Origin of the sequence: Bhargavaea cecembensis DSE10 (genome assembly GCF_000348905.1) — a bacterium.
Lineage (GTDB): Bacteria > Bacillota > Bacilli > Bacillales_A > Planococcaceae > Bhargavaea > Bhargavaea cecembensis.
On record NZ_AOFT01000015.1, the window covers coordinates 1 to 15,494 of the forward strand.

Consider the following 15,494-nt stretch of genomic DNA (forward strand, 5'->3'; position numbering starts at 1 on the left):
TTTTTGCGGTATCAGGAAAATCACACCACCTCAAAAATCTACCAATATTCCCCTATTACGGGTTTGATAGAAGAGGCCCGGGGGAAGAAGTGTACGGATAAAGGCGAAAGGGGTGACTTCAGTTGCCTGATCCGGAAGTCTAGCAACGTTTTCGGGTTCAAGCAAAGGAGGATCCAACCGTACGGAGAGCCTTGCAAAATCATGAGGAAAAGGGTGGAAGCATGGATCACAAACACGAAGGCACGACAAACAAGAAACATGAGCAGCTGGAACAGTTCCGCCGTGAGAACACGGGAAAGCCGATGACCGACATCAACGGCAACAAAGTCGCCAATGACCAGAAAACACTTCGCGCGGGCAAGCGCGGTCCGCTCCTCATGCAGGATTTCCACTTCTACAAAAAGCAGTCACACTTCAACCGTGAACGGATCCCCGAGAAAGTCGTCCACGCACGGGGCTACGGTGTCCATGGGGAATTCATCGCCACAGAGTCAATGAAGGACTACACGATGGCGAAATTCCTTGAACCAGGTACGAAAACACCGGTTTTCGTCCGCTTCTCCAACTTCCAGGGGAACAGGGGCTCGAAGGACACTGCAGTCGACATCCGCGGATTCGCCACGAAATTCTATACCGAGGAAGGCAACTATGACATGCTGGCGCTCCAGTTCCCGGTGTTCATCCTGGCCGACGCGATGAAGTTCATGGACGTGACGCATGCGGCAAAACCGGAGCCGAGGCAGCATATGCCGCAGGCGACGACGGCCCACGATAACTTCTGGGACTATGTCACAAGCAACCCGGAATCGGCGCATATGGTCATGTGGCTCATGTCGATGCGCGGCCGCCCGCGCAGCTGGCGAATGATGGAAGGTTATCCGGTCAACACGTTCCGCTTCGTTAACGAAAAAGGCAAGTCCACGTTCGTCCGGTTTATCTGGAAGCCGAAGCTCGGTGTCCATTCGATTACGCTGGATGAAGGGAATATCATCGGCGGCGTCGACCCGGACTTCCACCGCCGGGACATCATCGAAGCAATCGAGAGCGGGGCATATCCGGAATATGACCTGTGCGTCCAGCTGATCGACGAGGAAGATGAATTCAAGTTCGACTTTGACATCCTCGACGACACCAAGCTGTGGCCGCAGGAAGAAGTGCCGCCGAAAGTCATCGGCAAGATGGTGCTGAACCGTCTCCAGGACAACTTCTTCGCAGAGACCGAACAGTCTGCGTTTAACCCGGCGAACCTCGTACCGGGCATCGAGTTCACGAATGACCCGGTGCTGCAGGGCCGTTCGTTCGCCTACCGTGATACGGAGCTCCATCGCCACCATTCCGCGAACTACGAGGAACTGCCGATCAACCGGCCAATCTCCGACGTGAACCACAACCTGCGCGACAGCTATCTGAAGTACCCGATCGAGCAGGACAATGTCCACTTCCACAACAACATGCAGGCGGAAAACACGCCACACGAAACCCCCGCACCTGAGGGGTATGAGCATTATCCGGAGAAGGTGGAAGGCGAGGTAACAAGGGAGCACCCGAGCGATTCGTTCCAGGACTACTACTCGCAGCCGCGCATGTTCTGGAACAGCCTGTCGATGCCGGAGAAGCAGGACCTGATCGAATCGTTCAGCTTCCACGTCGGCGGTGTGAAGAACAAGGAGATCCGTCAGAAGACGGTGGAGATGTTCGCGAACGTCGACACCGAGATGGCCACGATGCTTGCACAGAACGTCGGCGTGATGCCGCCGAAGACACAGCATGTCGACTACGAAAAAAGCTACCCGTCCCTGAGCCAGCTGAACACCCCGCACTCCGCGATGACTTCCAGGGTCGCGGTCGTCATCGGAGACGGATTCGACGAGAAGGAAGTCGACAAGATGCTGGCAGCGCTGAAAGGCGTCGGAGCGGTGCTTGATATCATCTCCGAGACGCTGGCTCCGGTCAAAGGAAACAACGGTATGGAGCTTACACCGACCAACAGTTTCCTGACCGTCCACCCGACGCTGTATGATTCGGTCTACCTGGTTGGCGGCAAGGCGAAGATGAACCAGCTCAAATTCGACCAGGGAGCGATGGACTTCTTCAAGATGCACTACATGTTCATGAAGCCGATCGCCGTCGGGGCAGGTGCCGCCGAGTATGCGGCCATGAGCACGGAAGCCAACAACCTGGACGGCGTCGTCATGGCGGAAAACAATCCGGAATTTGCGGACCAGTACATCGAAGCACTTGCGATGAAGCGCTTCTGGGACCGCACCTGATAGAAAGACAAACAAGCCCGATCCGGCTTTTGCCGGGTCGGGCGTTTTGGTGCGGGGTTACAATCGGACGCCTTCGATGACTTCACGAATATAGGTCATCGTGTTTTCTTCAGCTTTTCCGATATCATAATCCAGCCGGTGATTAAGGATGCTTGTCATCATGCCCTGCCAGATCAGGTTGGTCTTCTCATTGACCGGATTCATCTGTTCGGGCGGGATCTGTCCTTCCTCGGCGGCCATCTGAAGCATAGATTTCCCCCGCTTCATCACACTCCGTTCAAACAGGGTAGGCTGGAGTTCGTCAGGAACATTGACCAGTTCAGCCGGGTAAACTTCATAATAGCGCTGCATCAGTTTCCCGGGCTGGTCCCCGAGGTCCATGATAAATACCGCATTGAAAAGTTTGGGTGATCGGAACGAATGGCGGATAAAACATTCCCAGGCGATCAAATACCTGTCGAGCGGTGTTTCCCCGTCTTCCATCAGAGAGGTTACTTCTTCGATATAGCCGCCAAGCAGCCGCATCGCTGCAAAAAACTTCAGATGGGACAGTTCACTGAAATAGTTATAGAGCGTGGCACTATTGTAGCCGGCGCGGTCCGCAACCTTGCGGATTGTCACTTTGTCGATCCCTTCCTCATGGATGATTTCCACTGTCGCTTCAATGAAATACTTCCACATCCGGCTCTTCTGCAATTGCTTGTTTGTCATACCGGACCGGCACCTCCGTGTTCAGATAAAAATGAAAACGCTTTTGCAAACTACTTTATCATATGTTAGCATAATCAATGTCACAAAAATAATCATGATTACAATATCCATCATGATTGTAATTCTTTCTGATTGCAAGCGTGAATTTGCATGCGCAACGGCAATTGGATGACATAAAAACATTTGAGAGGTGATTGGGTGCAGAATGCACGGATAGATTCCTTTATCTTCTGGTTTGCGATTATTGTTGTCCTATTGGCCACGGTGTCCCTGGTAATCTTCCGGGAAAGCGCTGAACCGGTACTGGATCAGATCATGACCGGAATCACATTTAAAATGGATTGGGCCTGGCAGTTTCTCACCATCGGCCTGTTTGTATTATTGATCTGGCTGGCGTTCAGCCGTTTTGGCAAGATTCGGCTCGGTGACGGAAAGCCGGAGTTCTCGACGTTCAGCTGGGGCACGATGCTGTTCACGGCGGGGATGGGGACAAGTATCATGTATTGGTCCATGGTGGAGCCGCTCTACTACTACTCCGGACCCCCGTTCGGAAATGAACCCGGCAGCCAGGCGGCGGCCGAGTGGTCGCTGACCTACGCGCTGTTCCACTGGGGGATTTCCGCATGGTCCTTGTACGCATTCCCGACAGTTGTCATTGCCTATTCCTATTTCATCAGGAAGCAGCCTTCCCTGAAGATGAGCGTCGCGCTGCGCGGCGCGCTCGGAAAATACGCGGACGGCTGGCTGGGCAAGGTGATCGATATTCTCGTGATCTGGAGCCTGATCGGCGGACTGGGCACGACGCTCGGCCTTGGTGTGCCGATGGTCTCGCAGGTCGTTGCCCGTGTGTTCGGACTGGAGCCGTCACTGATGCTGGATGCCGTCCTGGTTGTCCTGATCACGGTCGTTTACTCGGCAAGTGCCTATCTCGGCCTACATAAAGGGATCCGCCGCCTGAGCGACCTGAACGTCTATCTCGCTTTGGCACTTGCGGTCTTCGTGCTGCTTGCGGGCCCTACGCTGTTTATCCTGACCTACTTCACAAACAGCTTCGGCATGATGATCCAGAATTTCGCCATGATGAGCTTTTATACGGACCCGATCGGGCAGGGCGGGTTCCCTCAAGCGTGGACGGTCTTTTATTGGGCCTGGTTCGCGGCTACGGCACCGTTCATGGGGCTGTTTGTGGCACGGATCTCAAGGGGCCGGACCATCCGCCAATTGATCATGCACATGCTTCTCTGGGGGTCGGTCGGCGCCTGGATCTACTTTATGGTCTTTGGCGGCTACTCGATGAATGCCGAATTGACCGGCAAGCTGGACCTGTCCGGAATCCTGGCGGAAAAGGGCGGCGATGCTGCGGTTGTCGAGATTCTGAGTTCACTGCCGCTGAGCGCCATCGTTCTGCCGTTCTTCATTGTCCTGGCCGTCATTTTCCTGTCGACTTCACTGGACTCGGCGACGTATGTTCTTGCCGCCATTGCGACAAAAGAGATGCGTCCGGGACAGGAACCGGCCCGCTGGCACCGGATGATCTGGGGAGGCGTGCTTGCGGTAATGGGAATTTCATTGCTCCTCGTCGGCGGTCTGAGGGTTGTCCAGACATCAGCAGTCGTGGTGTCGATTCCGATCTTCCTGTTCTACCTTCTGCTGATTGTTTCGTTGATCAGATGGCTCAAGAAGGACTTCCCCAAAAAATCAGGGTTTGTAATCACTCAGGCTTCCAAGGAGGAATAACCGTTGGTATTTAACGTACGAGAAACAAACCGATCTGTTCGGGATTCATTTCCCCATAAAATAAAAGAACTGAACAATATTTGGATTCCGATGTCGGACGGGACAAAGCTGTCCGCCAAAATCTGGCTTCCGGAAGATGCTGAGGAAAATCCGGTTCCGGCCATTCTCGAATACCTGCCTTACAGGAAAAACGAGTTCACGGCACTGCGTGACTCGCTGCGGCACCCTTATTTTGCCGGACATGGCTATGCAAGCATCCGGGTCGATATTCGGGGCACCGGGGATTCTGACGGCATCCTGTATGACGAATATCTGAAGCAGGAGCAGGATGACGCGCTGGAAATCCTGGAATGGATTGAACAGCAGCCGTGGTCCACCGGAAGTGTCGGCATGATCGGCAAGTCGTGGGGAGGCTTTAACGGGCTGCAGGTCGCCGCGCGCCGTCCCAAACAGCTAAAGACGATCATCACGATCTGCTCGACCGACGACCGCTATGCGGATGATGTCCATTACAAAGGCGGCGCCATGCTGGCGTCGGACATGCTCTGGTGGGCCTCGACGATGTTTGCCTACAACGCCCGTCCTGCCGATCCGGAAGTGGTCGGAGACGCATGGCGGGAGATGTGGCTGAACCGCATGGAGAACACGCCGCCGTACGTCGAGGAATGGGTCCGTCACCAGCGCCGTGACGCCTACTGGAAACACGGTTCCGTAAATGAGGACTACCGGGCGATCGAGATCCCGGTATTTGCGGTCGGCGGCTGGGCGGATGGCTACCCGAATGCCATCCCGAGAATGCTGGAAAACCTGGATGTCCCGCGCAAAGGCCTCATCGGGCCATGGGCGCATGAGTATCCTGAGATGGCGGTGCCCGGTCCTCAGATCGGCTTCCTCCAGGAGTGTCTCCGCTGGTGGAATCAGTGGCTGAAGGGGGAGGATACCGGCATCATGGAAGAGCCGATGCTCAGGGCTTACCTTCAGGACAGCGTGCCGCCGCAGACCAGCTATGACTACCGTCCCGGACAATGGGTCGCAGAAAAACAATGGCCGCCTGCTGCGATCAAGGACCAGCGCTTTTTCCTGGGTGAAAACAAGCTCGCAGCAAAGCCTGCGGGCGGCGATGCCATCAAGGTCGGAAGTGTCCAGCAGCACGGGCTGCACGCGGGAGTCTACTGTCCGTTCGGCCAGCCTGGAGATCTGCCGGCCGACCAGCGGAACGAGAACGGCTATGCCGTCGTCTTCGAATCGGAACCGGTAGAGGAAGAGACATCGATTCTGGGTCACCCGACCTTCAGCGTGGAACTGTCTTCGGATAAACCGCATGCATTGATTGCGGTCCGGTTGAACGATGTCGCGCCGGATGGTTCTTCCACACGGGTGACATGGGGGATGCTGAACCTGTCCCATCGTGACAGCGATGAATTCCCTGAACCGCTCGAGCCGGGCAAGACGTACACGGTTGACGTGAAGATGGATGTCATCGGCTACACGCTTGCCAAGGGGCACCAGTGGCAGCTCGCCATCTCGCCGAACTACTGGCCGCATGCATGGCCATCGCCGGAAGAAGCGACACTCACCGTCTATCCTTCCGAGAACACATACCTATCCTTGCCGATTCGCGGGGAAAAGGAAATTGATGCGGAGCTGAAGCCATTCGCTCCAGCCGAAACCGCTCCGGTCCTGACGAAAGACATCCTGCGGGAGGCCGGTCGGACGCGCGAAATCAAACATGATGTCGTGACGGATGTCTGGACGCTCGATGACTTCTCCGATGAAGGTGCCCGCCGCCTGCATGTCAACGGCCTGGAATACGGCAGCACGAACCGCAACGTCTATACCGTCAGAGGCGGGGAGCCGCTCAGCGCCAAAGTCGAATGCGACTGGACGCTGGACGTCGGCCGGGGAGACTGGCAGACCCATCTGGTCACGAAGAGCGTCATGACCGCGGACGAGAAAAACTATTACCTGACGAACCGCCTGACCGCCTACGAAGGCGATCAGGAAGTATTCGACAAAACATGGGAAGCGGAGATTCCAAGGGACTTCACCTAAATCATTTCATCATGTTCGCCCGATCCGGCAGCCTGCCGGGTCGGGCGTTTTTCGTTGAGGTATTCCTCATTTTCATGTTGATCAATGAATAAAGCGCATTTTGATTATGTCACTGCAAAGATTATAATGAAAAAGCTAGAAGGACCGGGAGGGAGCGGAATGGAAGAGCGGGATTGGCAGATTCTGAAGACGCTGTTTGCCCATCGCAATATAACAAGGGCAGCAGAAGAGCTTTATCTCTCACAGCCTTACCTGACCAAGCGGCTCAGGCAGATTGAAGAGACGTTCGGCACCGAGATTGTCCGGCGCGGCAGGAGGGGCGTCAGCTTCACTCCGCAGGGAGAGTATCTGGCCGGGCAGGCAGACCGGATGCTTGACCGCTTTGCCCAGATCCGGAAAAACGTCATGCGGATGAAAACAGAGGTGGCCGGCACGCTGAAAATCGGGGTGTCCAACCATTTTTCAAGGAATCACCTGCCGCATCTGCTGAACCGGTTGCGCCGGCAGTATCCGCAGATTGATTATCAGGTGCATGCCGGGTGGAGCAGAGAAATCATCGGAATGGTGAATAACAGGCAGGTGCATGTCGGGATCGTGAACGGCGACTTCAACTGGGTGCATCAGGCAGAACGTCTGATGAATGACCCGCTAGTTGCCGTCTCAAAAAGAGAGATTCGAAAAGACGAGCTGCCGGATCTAACAAGAATCGAATACCAGACGGAGCATCATTCCGAGAAACTGGCGGAGCAGTGGTGGGAGGAGAATTTCTGCAGGCCTCCCAAAACGGGCTTTCATGTCGATAAAGCCGATACAGCCAAGGAATTGGTGAAGAGCGGTGTCGGCTACGCCATTTTGCCGGAGATGATCATCGGTGACAGCGACCGGCTGTACCGGCATGAAATTACCGGCCGGGACGGCCTGCCGATTTCCTCCGGCATTTATTTGTATTATCCGGAGGAGTTCCGGGAAATCAGATTGGTCGGCGCGTTCATCAACTTCATGAAAACAGAGCATGAGGATCAGCAGAAGCAAGGATACTAGAATGAACTGGGGTTTTCCGCATGGAGATTTTATCCACCATTCTCCTGAAAGTCATCGCACCCGTCTTTGTCCTGATCGGGGCGGGTGCCATGATGCACAGGATATTCAACTTGAATCTCTCGACACTGTCAAAGCTGCTGACCTACTATTTTCTCCCGGTCGTGGCGTTCATCAATGTCTATGACAGCCAGATGACAGGGGATATGTTCTTTATCATCGTCATTGTCCAGCTGCTTGCTGCGGCAGTCATGGCCGGAATTTCCTCAGGCCTGTCACGGCTTCTGAAACTGAACAGGGGCATGGACGCGACGTTCAAGAACAGCGTGGTTTTGATGAACTCCGGCAATTATGGTGTTCCTGTAAGCCAGCTGGTTTTCCAGGCCCAGCCGGTCGGAGTCGCGGTGCAGGTGATCGTGATGATCATCCAGAACCTCATCACCTATACATATGGGCTTTACAATTCGCTGTCTGCCCGGCACGGCGGGACAAAGGCGATCCGCGAATTCCTGAAGATGCCGGTGCTGTATGCATTGCTTCTCGGACTGGTGCTGAAAAGCCTGGATATCAGGCTGCCGTTCTTTATCATGGAGCCGGTTGAACGGTCAGCGGATGCGTTTCTTGCGATTGCACTCCTGGCCCTGGGCGCGCAGGTCGCCTTCATCAAAATCGGGAAGATCAATAAAGTGATCATTGCCAGCTGTATCGGCAGGCTATTGATGGGCCCGGCCGTATCGCTTTGCATCATCTTTCTGCTGGGTTTGGACGGCATTGTGGCACAGGCTCTCTTTATCGCCAGCTCATTCCCGTCCTCCAGGAACAGCGCCCAATTCGCTCTGGAATACAATAATTATCCCGAAATGGGCGGGCAGATTGTCCTTGTAACGACGGCGCTCAGCGCCCTGACCGTCACACTGGCCGTCTACGTGTCCAAACTGATCTTTTGAGAGGAGAAGCGATGAACAATCAGGATTGGAAAATTCTTGACCAGCTGTCCAGGCATCTGACGATCACGAAGGCCGCAGAAAACATGCAGCTGTCCCAGTCGACGATCACCAAACGGCTCAAGCAGATGGAAGCCGATTTTGACGTGCGGATCGTCTACCGGGGCAAAAAGGGAATTCACTTTACTCCGGAAGGGGAGTACCTTGCCCAAAGTGCAAGAGCCATCCTGAAAGAGGTTGAGGTGATGAAGGACACGCTGTGGAACATGGAGGAAGAAGTCAGGGGAACAATTAAAATCGCCGTGTCCAATTTCCTGACGAGCTTCATGATTTTCGATGTCATCGGAGCCTTCAAGGAAACGTATCCGGAAGTGGATTTCCAGATTACGACCGGATGGAGCAGGGACATGTACGAACGGCTCCGGAACGATGAGGTGCATGTCAGCTTTATCAGGGGTGATTACCAGTGGCGCGGAAGGAAACATCTGCTCTTCGAAGAAACGCTCTGTATCGCTTCGGAAAAGCCGATCCCGCTTCCGGAATTGCCTGCCGCCCCGAGGATTGATTATCAAAAAGATGCCAAGCTGGATGGGATGATCAGGAAATGGTGGGACGAAAACTTCATTGATGTTCCGAGGATATCGATGGTCCTGGACAAGGCGGAAAGCTGCAGGGAAATGATCAGGAACGGCCTTGGCTACTCGATCGTCACGAGCCTTGTGGTCCGCAACATGGAGGATATCCATAAGACTGAGCTGAAAGACCGGGACGGGAAACGGATCACTCGGGGCTCTTGGATGTTCTGTCAGGAAAAGTCGATGGATCTGAAGGCGGTAAGGAAGTTCGTAGAGTTCGTCGAAAGCTACAATTTATCAAGGCCATGACATGAAAGTTCAGGGTTCGTCCACAGTGTGTCTGCTGGCCGGTGACTCGGGGCATCCTATTGCTGTACAATAAATGAATCAATTGACCGGAGGAGGATATAATGGCCGACAGTTCAATGATTCCCCTTATCATGAACCGCACGTTTGCCAGTCAGCCGGAGAAGGTTTATGAGGCATGGCTGGTGCCGGATATCTTCAGTAAGTGGCTGTTCACTGCGGAAAACACCAATCAGGTTGCTGTGAATCAGCCGGAAGTCGGCGGAAGCTGGGAAATCGTCGACCGCCGTGAGGGAAAAGACTACAGGGCAATCGGCAAGTACCTGGAACTCGACCGTCCGAACCGGATTGTCATGACGTTCGAAATGCCGCAATTCAGCGATGCGGCCGACGAATTGATCATCAGACTTGATGATGTTCCCGCCGGCACGGAGATGACCTTTACGCAAAACATTACCGTCCCCCATGAAAAAGGGTGGGGAGAGTCTGAAATCGAAAAGGCCCTGCAGGAATACCATGACAGTACAGAGCAAGGCTGGGATCTGATGTTTCGTGGATTGAAGGCATTATTGGAAACCGGAGAAAACCCTTATAAAGGATAAACGATGCTTTTTCGCCTAAATCCTTTCGTCGCATATAAAGAAGGATTCAGAGCAAAATAAAAGCTGTGCGGACCAAATGCCGCACAGCTTCTTTATTTATTGGCCACCTTGTCCAGGTAGCGCCGGACCGCATCGATATCACCCGTGACTTCCCGTTCACGTTCTTCGTCCTTTTCCAGTTTGGAGAGGGCTCCCTGGAGAACCTCCTGTTCCTGCTCGCGCGGAACGACGGTCACACCGTCCGCGTCACCGATGACAAGATCCCCGGGACGCACGGTCACTCCACCGCAAGAAACCGGAACATTCACTTCACCGGCACCCGTTTTACTGCTTGCCGCAACGGTCGTTCCCCGTACAAAAACGGGAAATCCGAGTGCCTTGATATCGCGGACATCGCGGATGGCTCCGTCCACGACCAGTCCCGCTAGGCCGAGTGTCTGCATCATGCCGACAACGAAATCCCCGGCCACCGCCTTTGTCAGGTCACCTTTTGCATCGACGACCAGCACGTCCCCGGGGCTTGCCGTCCGCATCGCCCTGAGCATTGCGGGATTGTCGCCTGCAGGAAGCTTCACCGTGACGGCGCGTCCGGCAATCCGGTATTCCTCACGGAGCGGCTTGAGAGCAGGGTCCATATTGTTCATGCCGCCGGTCGCATCGGAAACTGCCGTCGTCGGAACGGTTGCAAAACGGGTGATCAATTCGTCTGTCATGATTATCTCCTCCATCAACTGGGCTGTTATGATCCTAGCAAAAAACAGTGAATGATTCATGCAGAAAAATAATGAGTTTAAAGTCTTGATTTCGAGATAGAACCGATGTATAGTAAGTAACGTAAAGTAACCAACAACAAGGAGGCCAATCAACATGGCAGAAAAGCTTAACATCGGTATTATCCTCGGTTCGACACGCGAAGGCCGCGTAAGCCCGCAGGTCGGACAATGGGTCAAGGGCATCGCGGACGGCCGCGGTGACGCCAACTACGAAATCGTCGACATCGCTGACTACCAGCTTCCGTTCCTCGGCACAACCGACGGTTCGGAACCGGGAATCGCGAAATGGAACGAAAAGCTCGCAAGCCTCGATGGCTTCGTCTTCGTCGTTCAGGAATATAACCACAGCATCTCCGGCGCTCTGAAGAACGCAATCGACTTCGCGCGCGAAGCATGGAACGACAAAGCGGCAGGAATCGTCAGCTACGGTTCCACAGGCGGCGCGCGTGCAGCGGAACACCTCCGCGGCATCCTCGGCGAACTGAAAGTTGCAGACGTGCGCACGCACCCTACACTTTCCCTGTTCACGGACTTCGAGAACTTCTCCGAGTTCAAGCCGGCTGAACTGCACCTCACAAACGTCACAGCAATGCTTGACGAAGTGAATGCATGGGCAGGCGCTCTCAAGACAGTCCGCGAAAAACAAGCGGTCAACCAATAATTGATAAGAAGCCCCTTCCTGCAGACAATGTTCTGCCGGGAAGGGGCTTTTCATGTGCATGGGTCAGGGAAAAGCGCCGGCACTCTTGGCTGTTTCCACCGCCTGTTTAAATGAAGTAAAGGCAGTTAGCGAACTGCCTGTAGCCACTTCGGCAGCAATGTCACGTGCCGCCTTGGGAGTGATGCCGGTAACGAGCAGCCGGCAACCCATCAGTCTCAGGACATCCTGGATGTGAAGCAGGTCAAACACCGGTGTGTCCTCATCCCAGTAGAGTCCCGAAATATCGATGATGACCGAGTGGGAATGATGCGCCTGAACGTATTCGCTCAGTTTGACCGTCAGGCGGCGATAGCGTTCGACGCTCATCTCCCCGTTCAGGGAAATGGCCGCGATTCCGTCATCGATCTCCAGGACCGGCAGTGAAAGGCGTTCAATCTCTCGTTCCTTTTCTTCCAGCCGTTTTCGCTGATTCACTTCCACAGTGACGTCGGTCTGGGTGCCGATGAAGAAAAGACGGCCGCCGGCACGGACCGGCTCGATATGTACGCGGTTCCAGAAGGGAGTGCCGTCTTTTTTATAGTTTTTCAAGGTGACGGTGACGGCGGATTCCTGTGCGATTGCATCGCGCATTTTCTTCACATCTTTCGGGTCGGTCTCTTCGCCCTGAAGGAACCTGCAGTTGTGGCCGATGGTTTCTTCAAGTGTATACCCGGTAAGCTTCTCAAAAGTATGATTGGCATAGATGATCGGATGGTCTTCCTGTGAAGGATCGGTGAATAGCGCGGCTGTCCGGCTGCCGTCCAGCATCGCTTCAAGGAGTGTGATCTGTGTCTCCGGATCCATTCTTTTGATGGTGCATCCCTCCTGAACCTGGCATTGTGACTATCCCCATCGTAGCATAGTTTGGAATAGAACACAGAAAGATTTGAAAATTCCAGGTGTTGGGGGCGGTCTGGTGTATGTTCGCAGCCGGAAAGTGTATGTTCACTCCACCCGCCAATAAAAAAGCATGCAGCCGGACTCCGGGCGCATGCTTTTTTCATGGTTGTTACAATCCCAGCCCCGTCCACTTCCAGTAGGTGAAGTAGAACAGCACCATGAGTGCGATATAGGCCGGGGCAAGGAGGCTGCTGAGCTTTGCAAGGTCTTTGGCGCTGAAGGAGTGATCTCCTTCCTCATAAAACAGGAGCAGAGCCTTGGAACTGACGGGCATCGTCAGGCAATAATTCATCCCGACAAGCCCCAGGAACACGGCCGCGGCAGGATCGGCACCGATGCTGCGGGCGGTCAGGATCAGTGTCGGCACCAGCACCACGGCACGGGTCGTATGCGACGTGATGTAGAGATGGCTTGTTACCGTAACCGCGGCAAGCGCGAGGACAAGCAGCCACTCAGGGGCCTGCCCGGCAGCCAGAAGCAGTCCGGAAAGCTTCTCTTCGGCCACCTTGACGACTCCCGTGTCAATCAGGGCCGTTCCAAGCGCCGTTGCGGCAGCCACAAAGAGAATCAGGTTCCAGGATACCGACCGGATGCCCTCTTTAAAGGTGAGGATTCCATACCGGGGTACCATTGCCACTGCGGCTCCTGCCATCGTCACGAACGCAATCCCGTAGCCATGAAGGCCGTCCGTCATCCAGCCGATCAGCATTAGTGAAATGAGGACCAGCGTCCTTTTTTCCGGAGGGCTCATGGTTTCCGGGATCGGGGCTGCTTCCGGGTCTTCCTCCCGGACGATTGTCTTCGTTTCCGCTTTCGGCCACATCGTCAGCCGGATGGCCAGTACAGTGATCCATGTCGCCGCCGCGGCGAACGGAACCCCCCAGATAAGCCAGCGGACAAATGAAATCGACTGGCCGGCCGCAGTCTCGAGCAGCCCGATCCCGATCAGGTGGGAACCCGCTCCGAGAAGTGTCGCGGATGTGCTCATCAGGATAACAGCGGGCGCGAGAACGGAAAGCACCTGCCGTTCCCGTGCAGAAAAACGGCTGCCGAGCCGGTTGAGTACGGGCCTGGCCAGCGCCGCCCGTCCGGAAGTGGACGGGATGAAAAAGGAAGTGGCGAACAGCAGGCCGGTCAGCGCGTTCACCAGGCTCCCTTTTTTCCCGAAACGGCGAAGTGCCGCATGTGTCATCCGGTCCGCAAGCCCCGAACGGGTAAAGGCTTCACCGATGACAAAGGCGCCGATCATGAGCCAGACAACAGGCTCGGCCATCGATTGGTAAAGCAATTCCGGTTCGCCCGCTTTCATCAGGATGATGAACAGGACGAGTGTGAGGGCGACATAGCCGGCAGGGAGGCGGGTTCCTGCCCAAAGAGTCATGGCGGACAGAAATGCAAACAGGGAGACTTTTGCATCGTACCCGAGGCTTCCTGCGGGCACAATCAGCATGGCATAAAGAAGGTGCAGCCCGGCAACCGCAAGTACAGGCCTCGGGACTTGGTCCAGCAACCGCACTGCCCGCAGACTTTGCCTGCGGTGAAGTTCCGCACGTGTCGTCATTGCGCAACAGTCCCTGGTTCCGTCCTGCTGCGTTCCGCGATGGCCAGGCCGATGGAAACCTGCCGGAGCACGCTTTCCGTCGTGTCTTCTATCCATTTCGGCGCTTTCCGGATCGATTTCTCCAAGGTTGCGGGTTTTTGGATAATGCTCATATACGCATCGATCCCGGCACCATAGTTCAGGTTTGCCCCTTTGCCGATCGTGCCGGCGATGGCGACGACGGGGATGTGATGCTGTTTGGCGATCCGGGCGACCTCTGCAGGAATCTTTCCGTCAGGCGTCTGGAAATCGAGGCTTCCTTCGGCCGTGATGACAAGGTCCGCATCGGAGATGACCTGCTCCATATTGATGTAATCGCGGATGATGTCAAAGCGGGAATGCAGCCGGGCGCCGGTGAAGGCGGCAAGGCCTGCACCGAGTCCGCCGGATGCGCCGCTTCCCGGCTGGAAACGGATGTCTTTGCCGGTTGCATCCCGGATCAGTGCGCCATAGTGCTCAAGTGCCGCGGCCAGCTGCTCCACCTGCTCGGGTGTCGCACCCTTTTGCGGGCCGAACACGCGGGCGACGCCGCGGCCGCCGCAAAGGATGTTCCGGTGATTGCAGGCGACATCGATTTTGACTGTCCCGAGACGCGGATCGATGCCGGAAACATCAATCCGCTCCGCCTGCAACAGATCTCCGCCTCCGCAGACGGGCACAGGCAATCCACGGTGATCGAGAAAACGGACGCCTAGCGCCTGGGCCATCCCTGCGCCGCCATCTGACGTGCCGGAATCCCCGCATCCGATCAGAATGCGTTCCGCACCTTCATCAAGGGCGGAGCGGATCAGTTCCCCGACTCCATAGGTTGTCGTCCGCAGCGGATTCCTCATGTCACGGGGGACGAGAGAAAGTCCGGCCACCGCGGCCATCTCGATCACAGCGGTCTTGATGCCCTGTTCAATGAAGAGTCCGTAGTGGCTCATCAAGGGTTCCCCGACAGGCCCGGTAACTTCCAACTGAAGCAGTTCTCCGTCTTTCAGCTTGGTAATCGCCTTCGCGAACCCCTCGCCGCCGTCGATCATCGGCAGCATTTCCACCTGAATCTTGCCTCCGAGCCTCCGTGCACCTCTCGCCATCGCCTCTGCCACTTCTTCTGCATGAAGGCACTCTTTGAAACCTGATGGCACCATTACTATTTTCATATTCATTTCGATTCCTCCCGGTTCGTTTATGTGTTATCGCCACTTTATCCGCCGAAAGGGAAAATCTCCTGAGAGAATCATGAGGAAATGATGAGAAGGATAAAAATGGTTCCAAGGGACCGGAAGGAATGATTCATAAAT

At 55.2% G+C, this 15,494-nt stretch carries 13 protein-coding genes; 8 read left to right on the top strand and 5 right to left on the bottom strand.

Going from position 1 to position 15,494, the window contains the following annotated elements; translation table 11 throughout:
• Nucleotides 1-221: 221 nt before the first annotated feature.
• Entirely contained in the window at nt 222-2,270 is a 2,049-nt protein-coding gene (locus C772_RS12535) for a catalase (protein WP_008300491.1), read from the top strand.
• Between the two features lie 57 nt (nt 2,271-2,327).
• On the opposite strand, the gene C772_RS12540 is transcribed toward C772_RS12535, so the two are convergent.
• Nucleotides 2,328-2,981 (bottom strand): TetR/AcrR family transcriptional regulator, encoded by a 654-nt coding sequence (locus C772_RS12540; protein ID WP_008300493.1) that lies wholly within the window; start codon nt 2,979-2,981, stop codon nt 2,328-2,330.
• 198 nt (nt 2,982-3,179) lie between these two features.
• Here C772_RS12540 and C772_RS12545 point away from each other — a divergent pair, with 198 nt between their 5' ends.
• The 6 genes from C772_RS12545 to C772_RS12570 all read left to right on the top strand — a co-directional run bounded on the left by C772_RS12545 (nt 3,180) and on the right by C772_RS12570 (nt 10,235).
• Nucleotides 3,180-4,718 (top strand): BCCT family transporter, encoded by a 1,539-nt coding sequence (locus C772_RS12545; RefSeq protein WP_008300494.1) that lies wholly within the window; start codon nt 3,180-3,182, stop codon nt 4,716-4,718.
• A gap of 3 nt (nt 4,719-4,721) precedes the next feature.
• Entirely contained in the window at nt 4,722-6,770 is a 2,049-nt protein-coding gene (locus C772_RS12550) for a CocE/NonD family hydrolase (protein ID WP_008300496.1), read from the top strand.
• Nucleotides 6,771-6,929: 159 nt separating this feature from the next.
• On the top strand, nt 6,930-7,811 hold the full coding sequence (locus C772_RS12555; RefSeq protein ID WP_008300498.1) for a LysR family transcriptional regulator: 882 nt from the start codon (nt 6,930-6,932) through the stop codon (nt 7,809-7,811).
• A gap of 20 nt (nt 7,812-7,831) precedes the next feature.
• The gene (locus C772_RS12560; protein ID WP_008300500.1) at nt 7,832-8,755 is read left to right on the top strand and encodes an AEC family transporter; all 924 of its coding nucleotides are present in this window, start codon (nt 7,832-7,834) and stop codon (nt 8,753-8,755) included.
• 11 nt (nt 8,756-8,766) lie between these two features.
• Nucleotides 8,767-9,636, top strand: a complete 870-nt coding sequence (locus C772_RS12565) for a LysR family transcriptional regulator (RefSeq protein WP_008300502.1) — start codon at nt 8,767-8,769, stop codon at nt 9,634-9,636.
• A 101-nt stretch (nt 9,637-9,737) separates the two neighbouring features.
• The gene (locus C772_RS12570) at nt 9,738-10,235 is read left to right on the top strand and encodes an SRPBCC family protein (protein WP_008300504.1); all 498 of its coding nucleotides are present in this window, start codon (nt 9,738-9,740) and stop codon (nt 10,233-10,235) included.
• Nucleotides 10,236-10,327: 92 nt separating this feature from the next.
• Here the strand turns inward: C772_RS12570 and C772_RS12575 are convergent, their stop codons facing one another.
• On the bottom strand, nt 10,328-10,948 hold the full coding sequence (locus tag C772_RS12575) for an RraA family protein (protein ID WP_008300506.1): 621 nt from the start codon (nt 10,946-10,948) through the stop codon (nt 10,328-10,330).
• Nucleotides 10,949-11,102: 154 nt separating this feature from the next.
• Between C772_RS12575 and C772_RS12580 the strand changes: the two genes are divergently transcribed.
• The gene (locus C772_RS12580; protein WP_008300507.1) at nt 11,103-11,669 is read left to right on the top strand and encodes an NADPH-dependent FMN reductase; all 567 of its coding nucleotides are present in this window, start codon (nt 11,103-11,105) and stop codon (nt 11,667-11,669) included.
• Nucleotides 11,670-11,732: 63 nt separating this feature from the next.
• Here the strand turns inward: C772_RS12580 and C772_RS12585 are convergent, their stop codons facing one another.
• The 3 genes from C772_RS12585 to C772_RS12595 form a co-directional block, all read right to left on the bottom strand.
• A complete protein-coding gene (locus C772_RS12585; RefSeq protein WP_008300509.1) occupies nt 11,733-12,512 on the bottom strand; it encodes a PAS domain-containing protein in 780 nt (259 codons plus the stop codon).
• 205 nt (nt 12,513-12,717) lie between these two features.
• Nucleotides 12,718-14,169, bottom strand: a complete 1,452-nt coding sequence (locus C772_RS12590) for an SLC13 family permease (protein WP_008300511.1) — start codon at nt 14,167-14,169, stop codon at nt 12,718-12,720.
• Nucleotides 14,166-15,353: a glycerate kinase family protein gene (locus C772_RS12595; RefSeq protein ID WP_035002402.1), complete on the bottom strand. Its 1,188-nt coding sequence runs from the start codon at nt 15,351-15,353 to the stop codon at nt 14,166-14,168. The genes C772_RS12590 and C772_RS12595 overlap by 4 nt, the downstream gene beginning before the upstream one ends.
• Between the last annotated feature and the right edge of the window lie 141 nt (nt 15,354-15,494).

Excerpts from the sequence above, each read along its gene's own strand:
- C772_RS12535 (WP_008300491.1), top strand. The coding sequence starts at position 222 with ATGGATCACAAACACGAAGGCACGACAAACAAGAAACATGAGCAGCTG.
- C772_RS12540 (WP_008300493.1), bottom strand. The coding sequence starts at position 2,981 with ATGACAAACAAGCAATTGCAGAAGAGCCGGATGTGGAAGTATTTCATT.
- C772_RS12555 (WP_008300498.1), top strand. The coding sequence starts at position 6,930 with ATGGAAGAGCGGGATTGGCAGATTCTGAAGACGCTGTTTGCCCATCGC.
- C772_RS12560 (WP_008300500.1), top strand. The coding sequence starts at position 7,832 with ATGGAGATTTTATCCACCATTCTCCTGAAAGTCATCGCACCCGTCTTT.
- C772_RS12565 (WP_008300502.1), top strand. The coding sequence starts at position 8,767 with ATGAACAATCAGGATTGGAAAATTCTTGACCAGCTGTCCAGGCATCTG.
- C772_RS12570 (WP_008300504.1), top strand. The coding sequence starts at position 9,738 with ATGGCCGACAGTTCAATGATTCCCCTTATCATGAACCGCACGTTTGCC.
- C772_RS12575 (WP_008300506.1), bottom strand. The coding sequence starts at position 10,948 with ATGACAGACGAATTGATCACCCGTTTTGCAACCGTTCCGACGACGGCA.
- C772_RS12580 (WP_008300507.1), top strand. The coding sequence starts at position 11,103 with ATGGCAGAAAAGCTTAACATCGGTATTATCCTCGGTTCGACACGCGAA.
- C772_RS12585 (WP_008300509.1), bottom strand. The coding sequence starts at position 12,512 with ATGGATCCGGAGACACAGATCACACTCCTTGAAGCGATGCTGGACGGC.
- C772_RS12590 (WP_008300511.1), bottom strand. The coding sequence starts at position 14,169 with ATGACGACACGTGCGGAACTTCACCGCAGGCAAAGTCTGCGGGCAGTG.
- C772_RS12595 (WP_035002402.1), bottom strand. The coding sequence starts at position 15,353 with ATGAAAATAGTAATGGTGCCATCAGGTTTCAAAGAGTGCCTTCATGCA.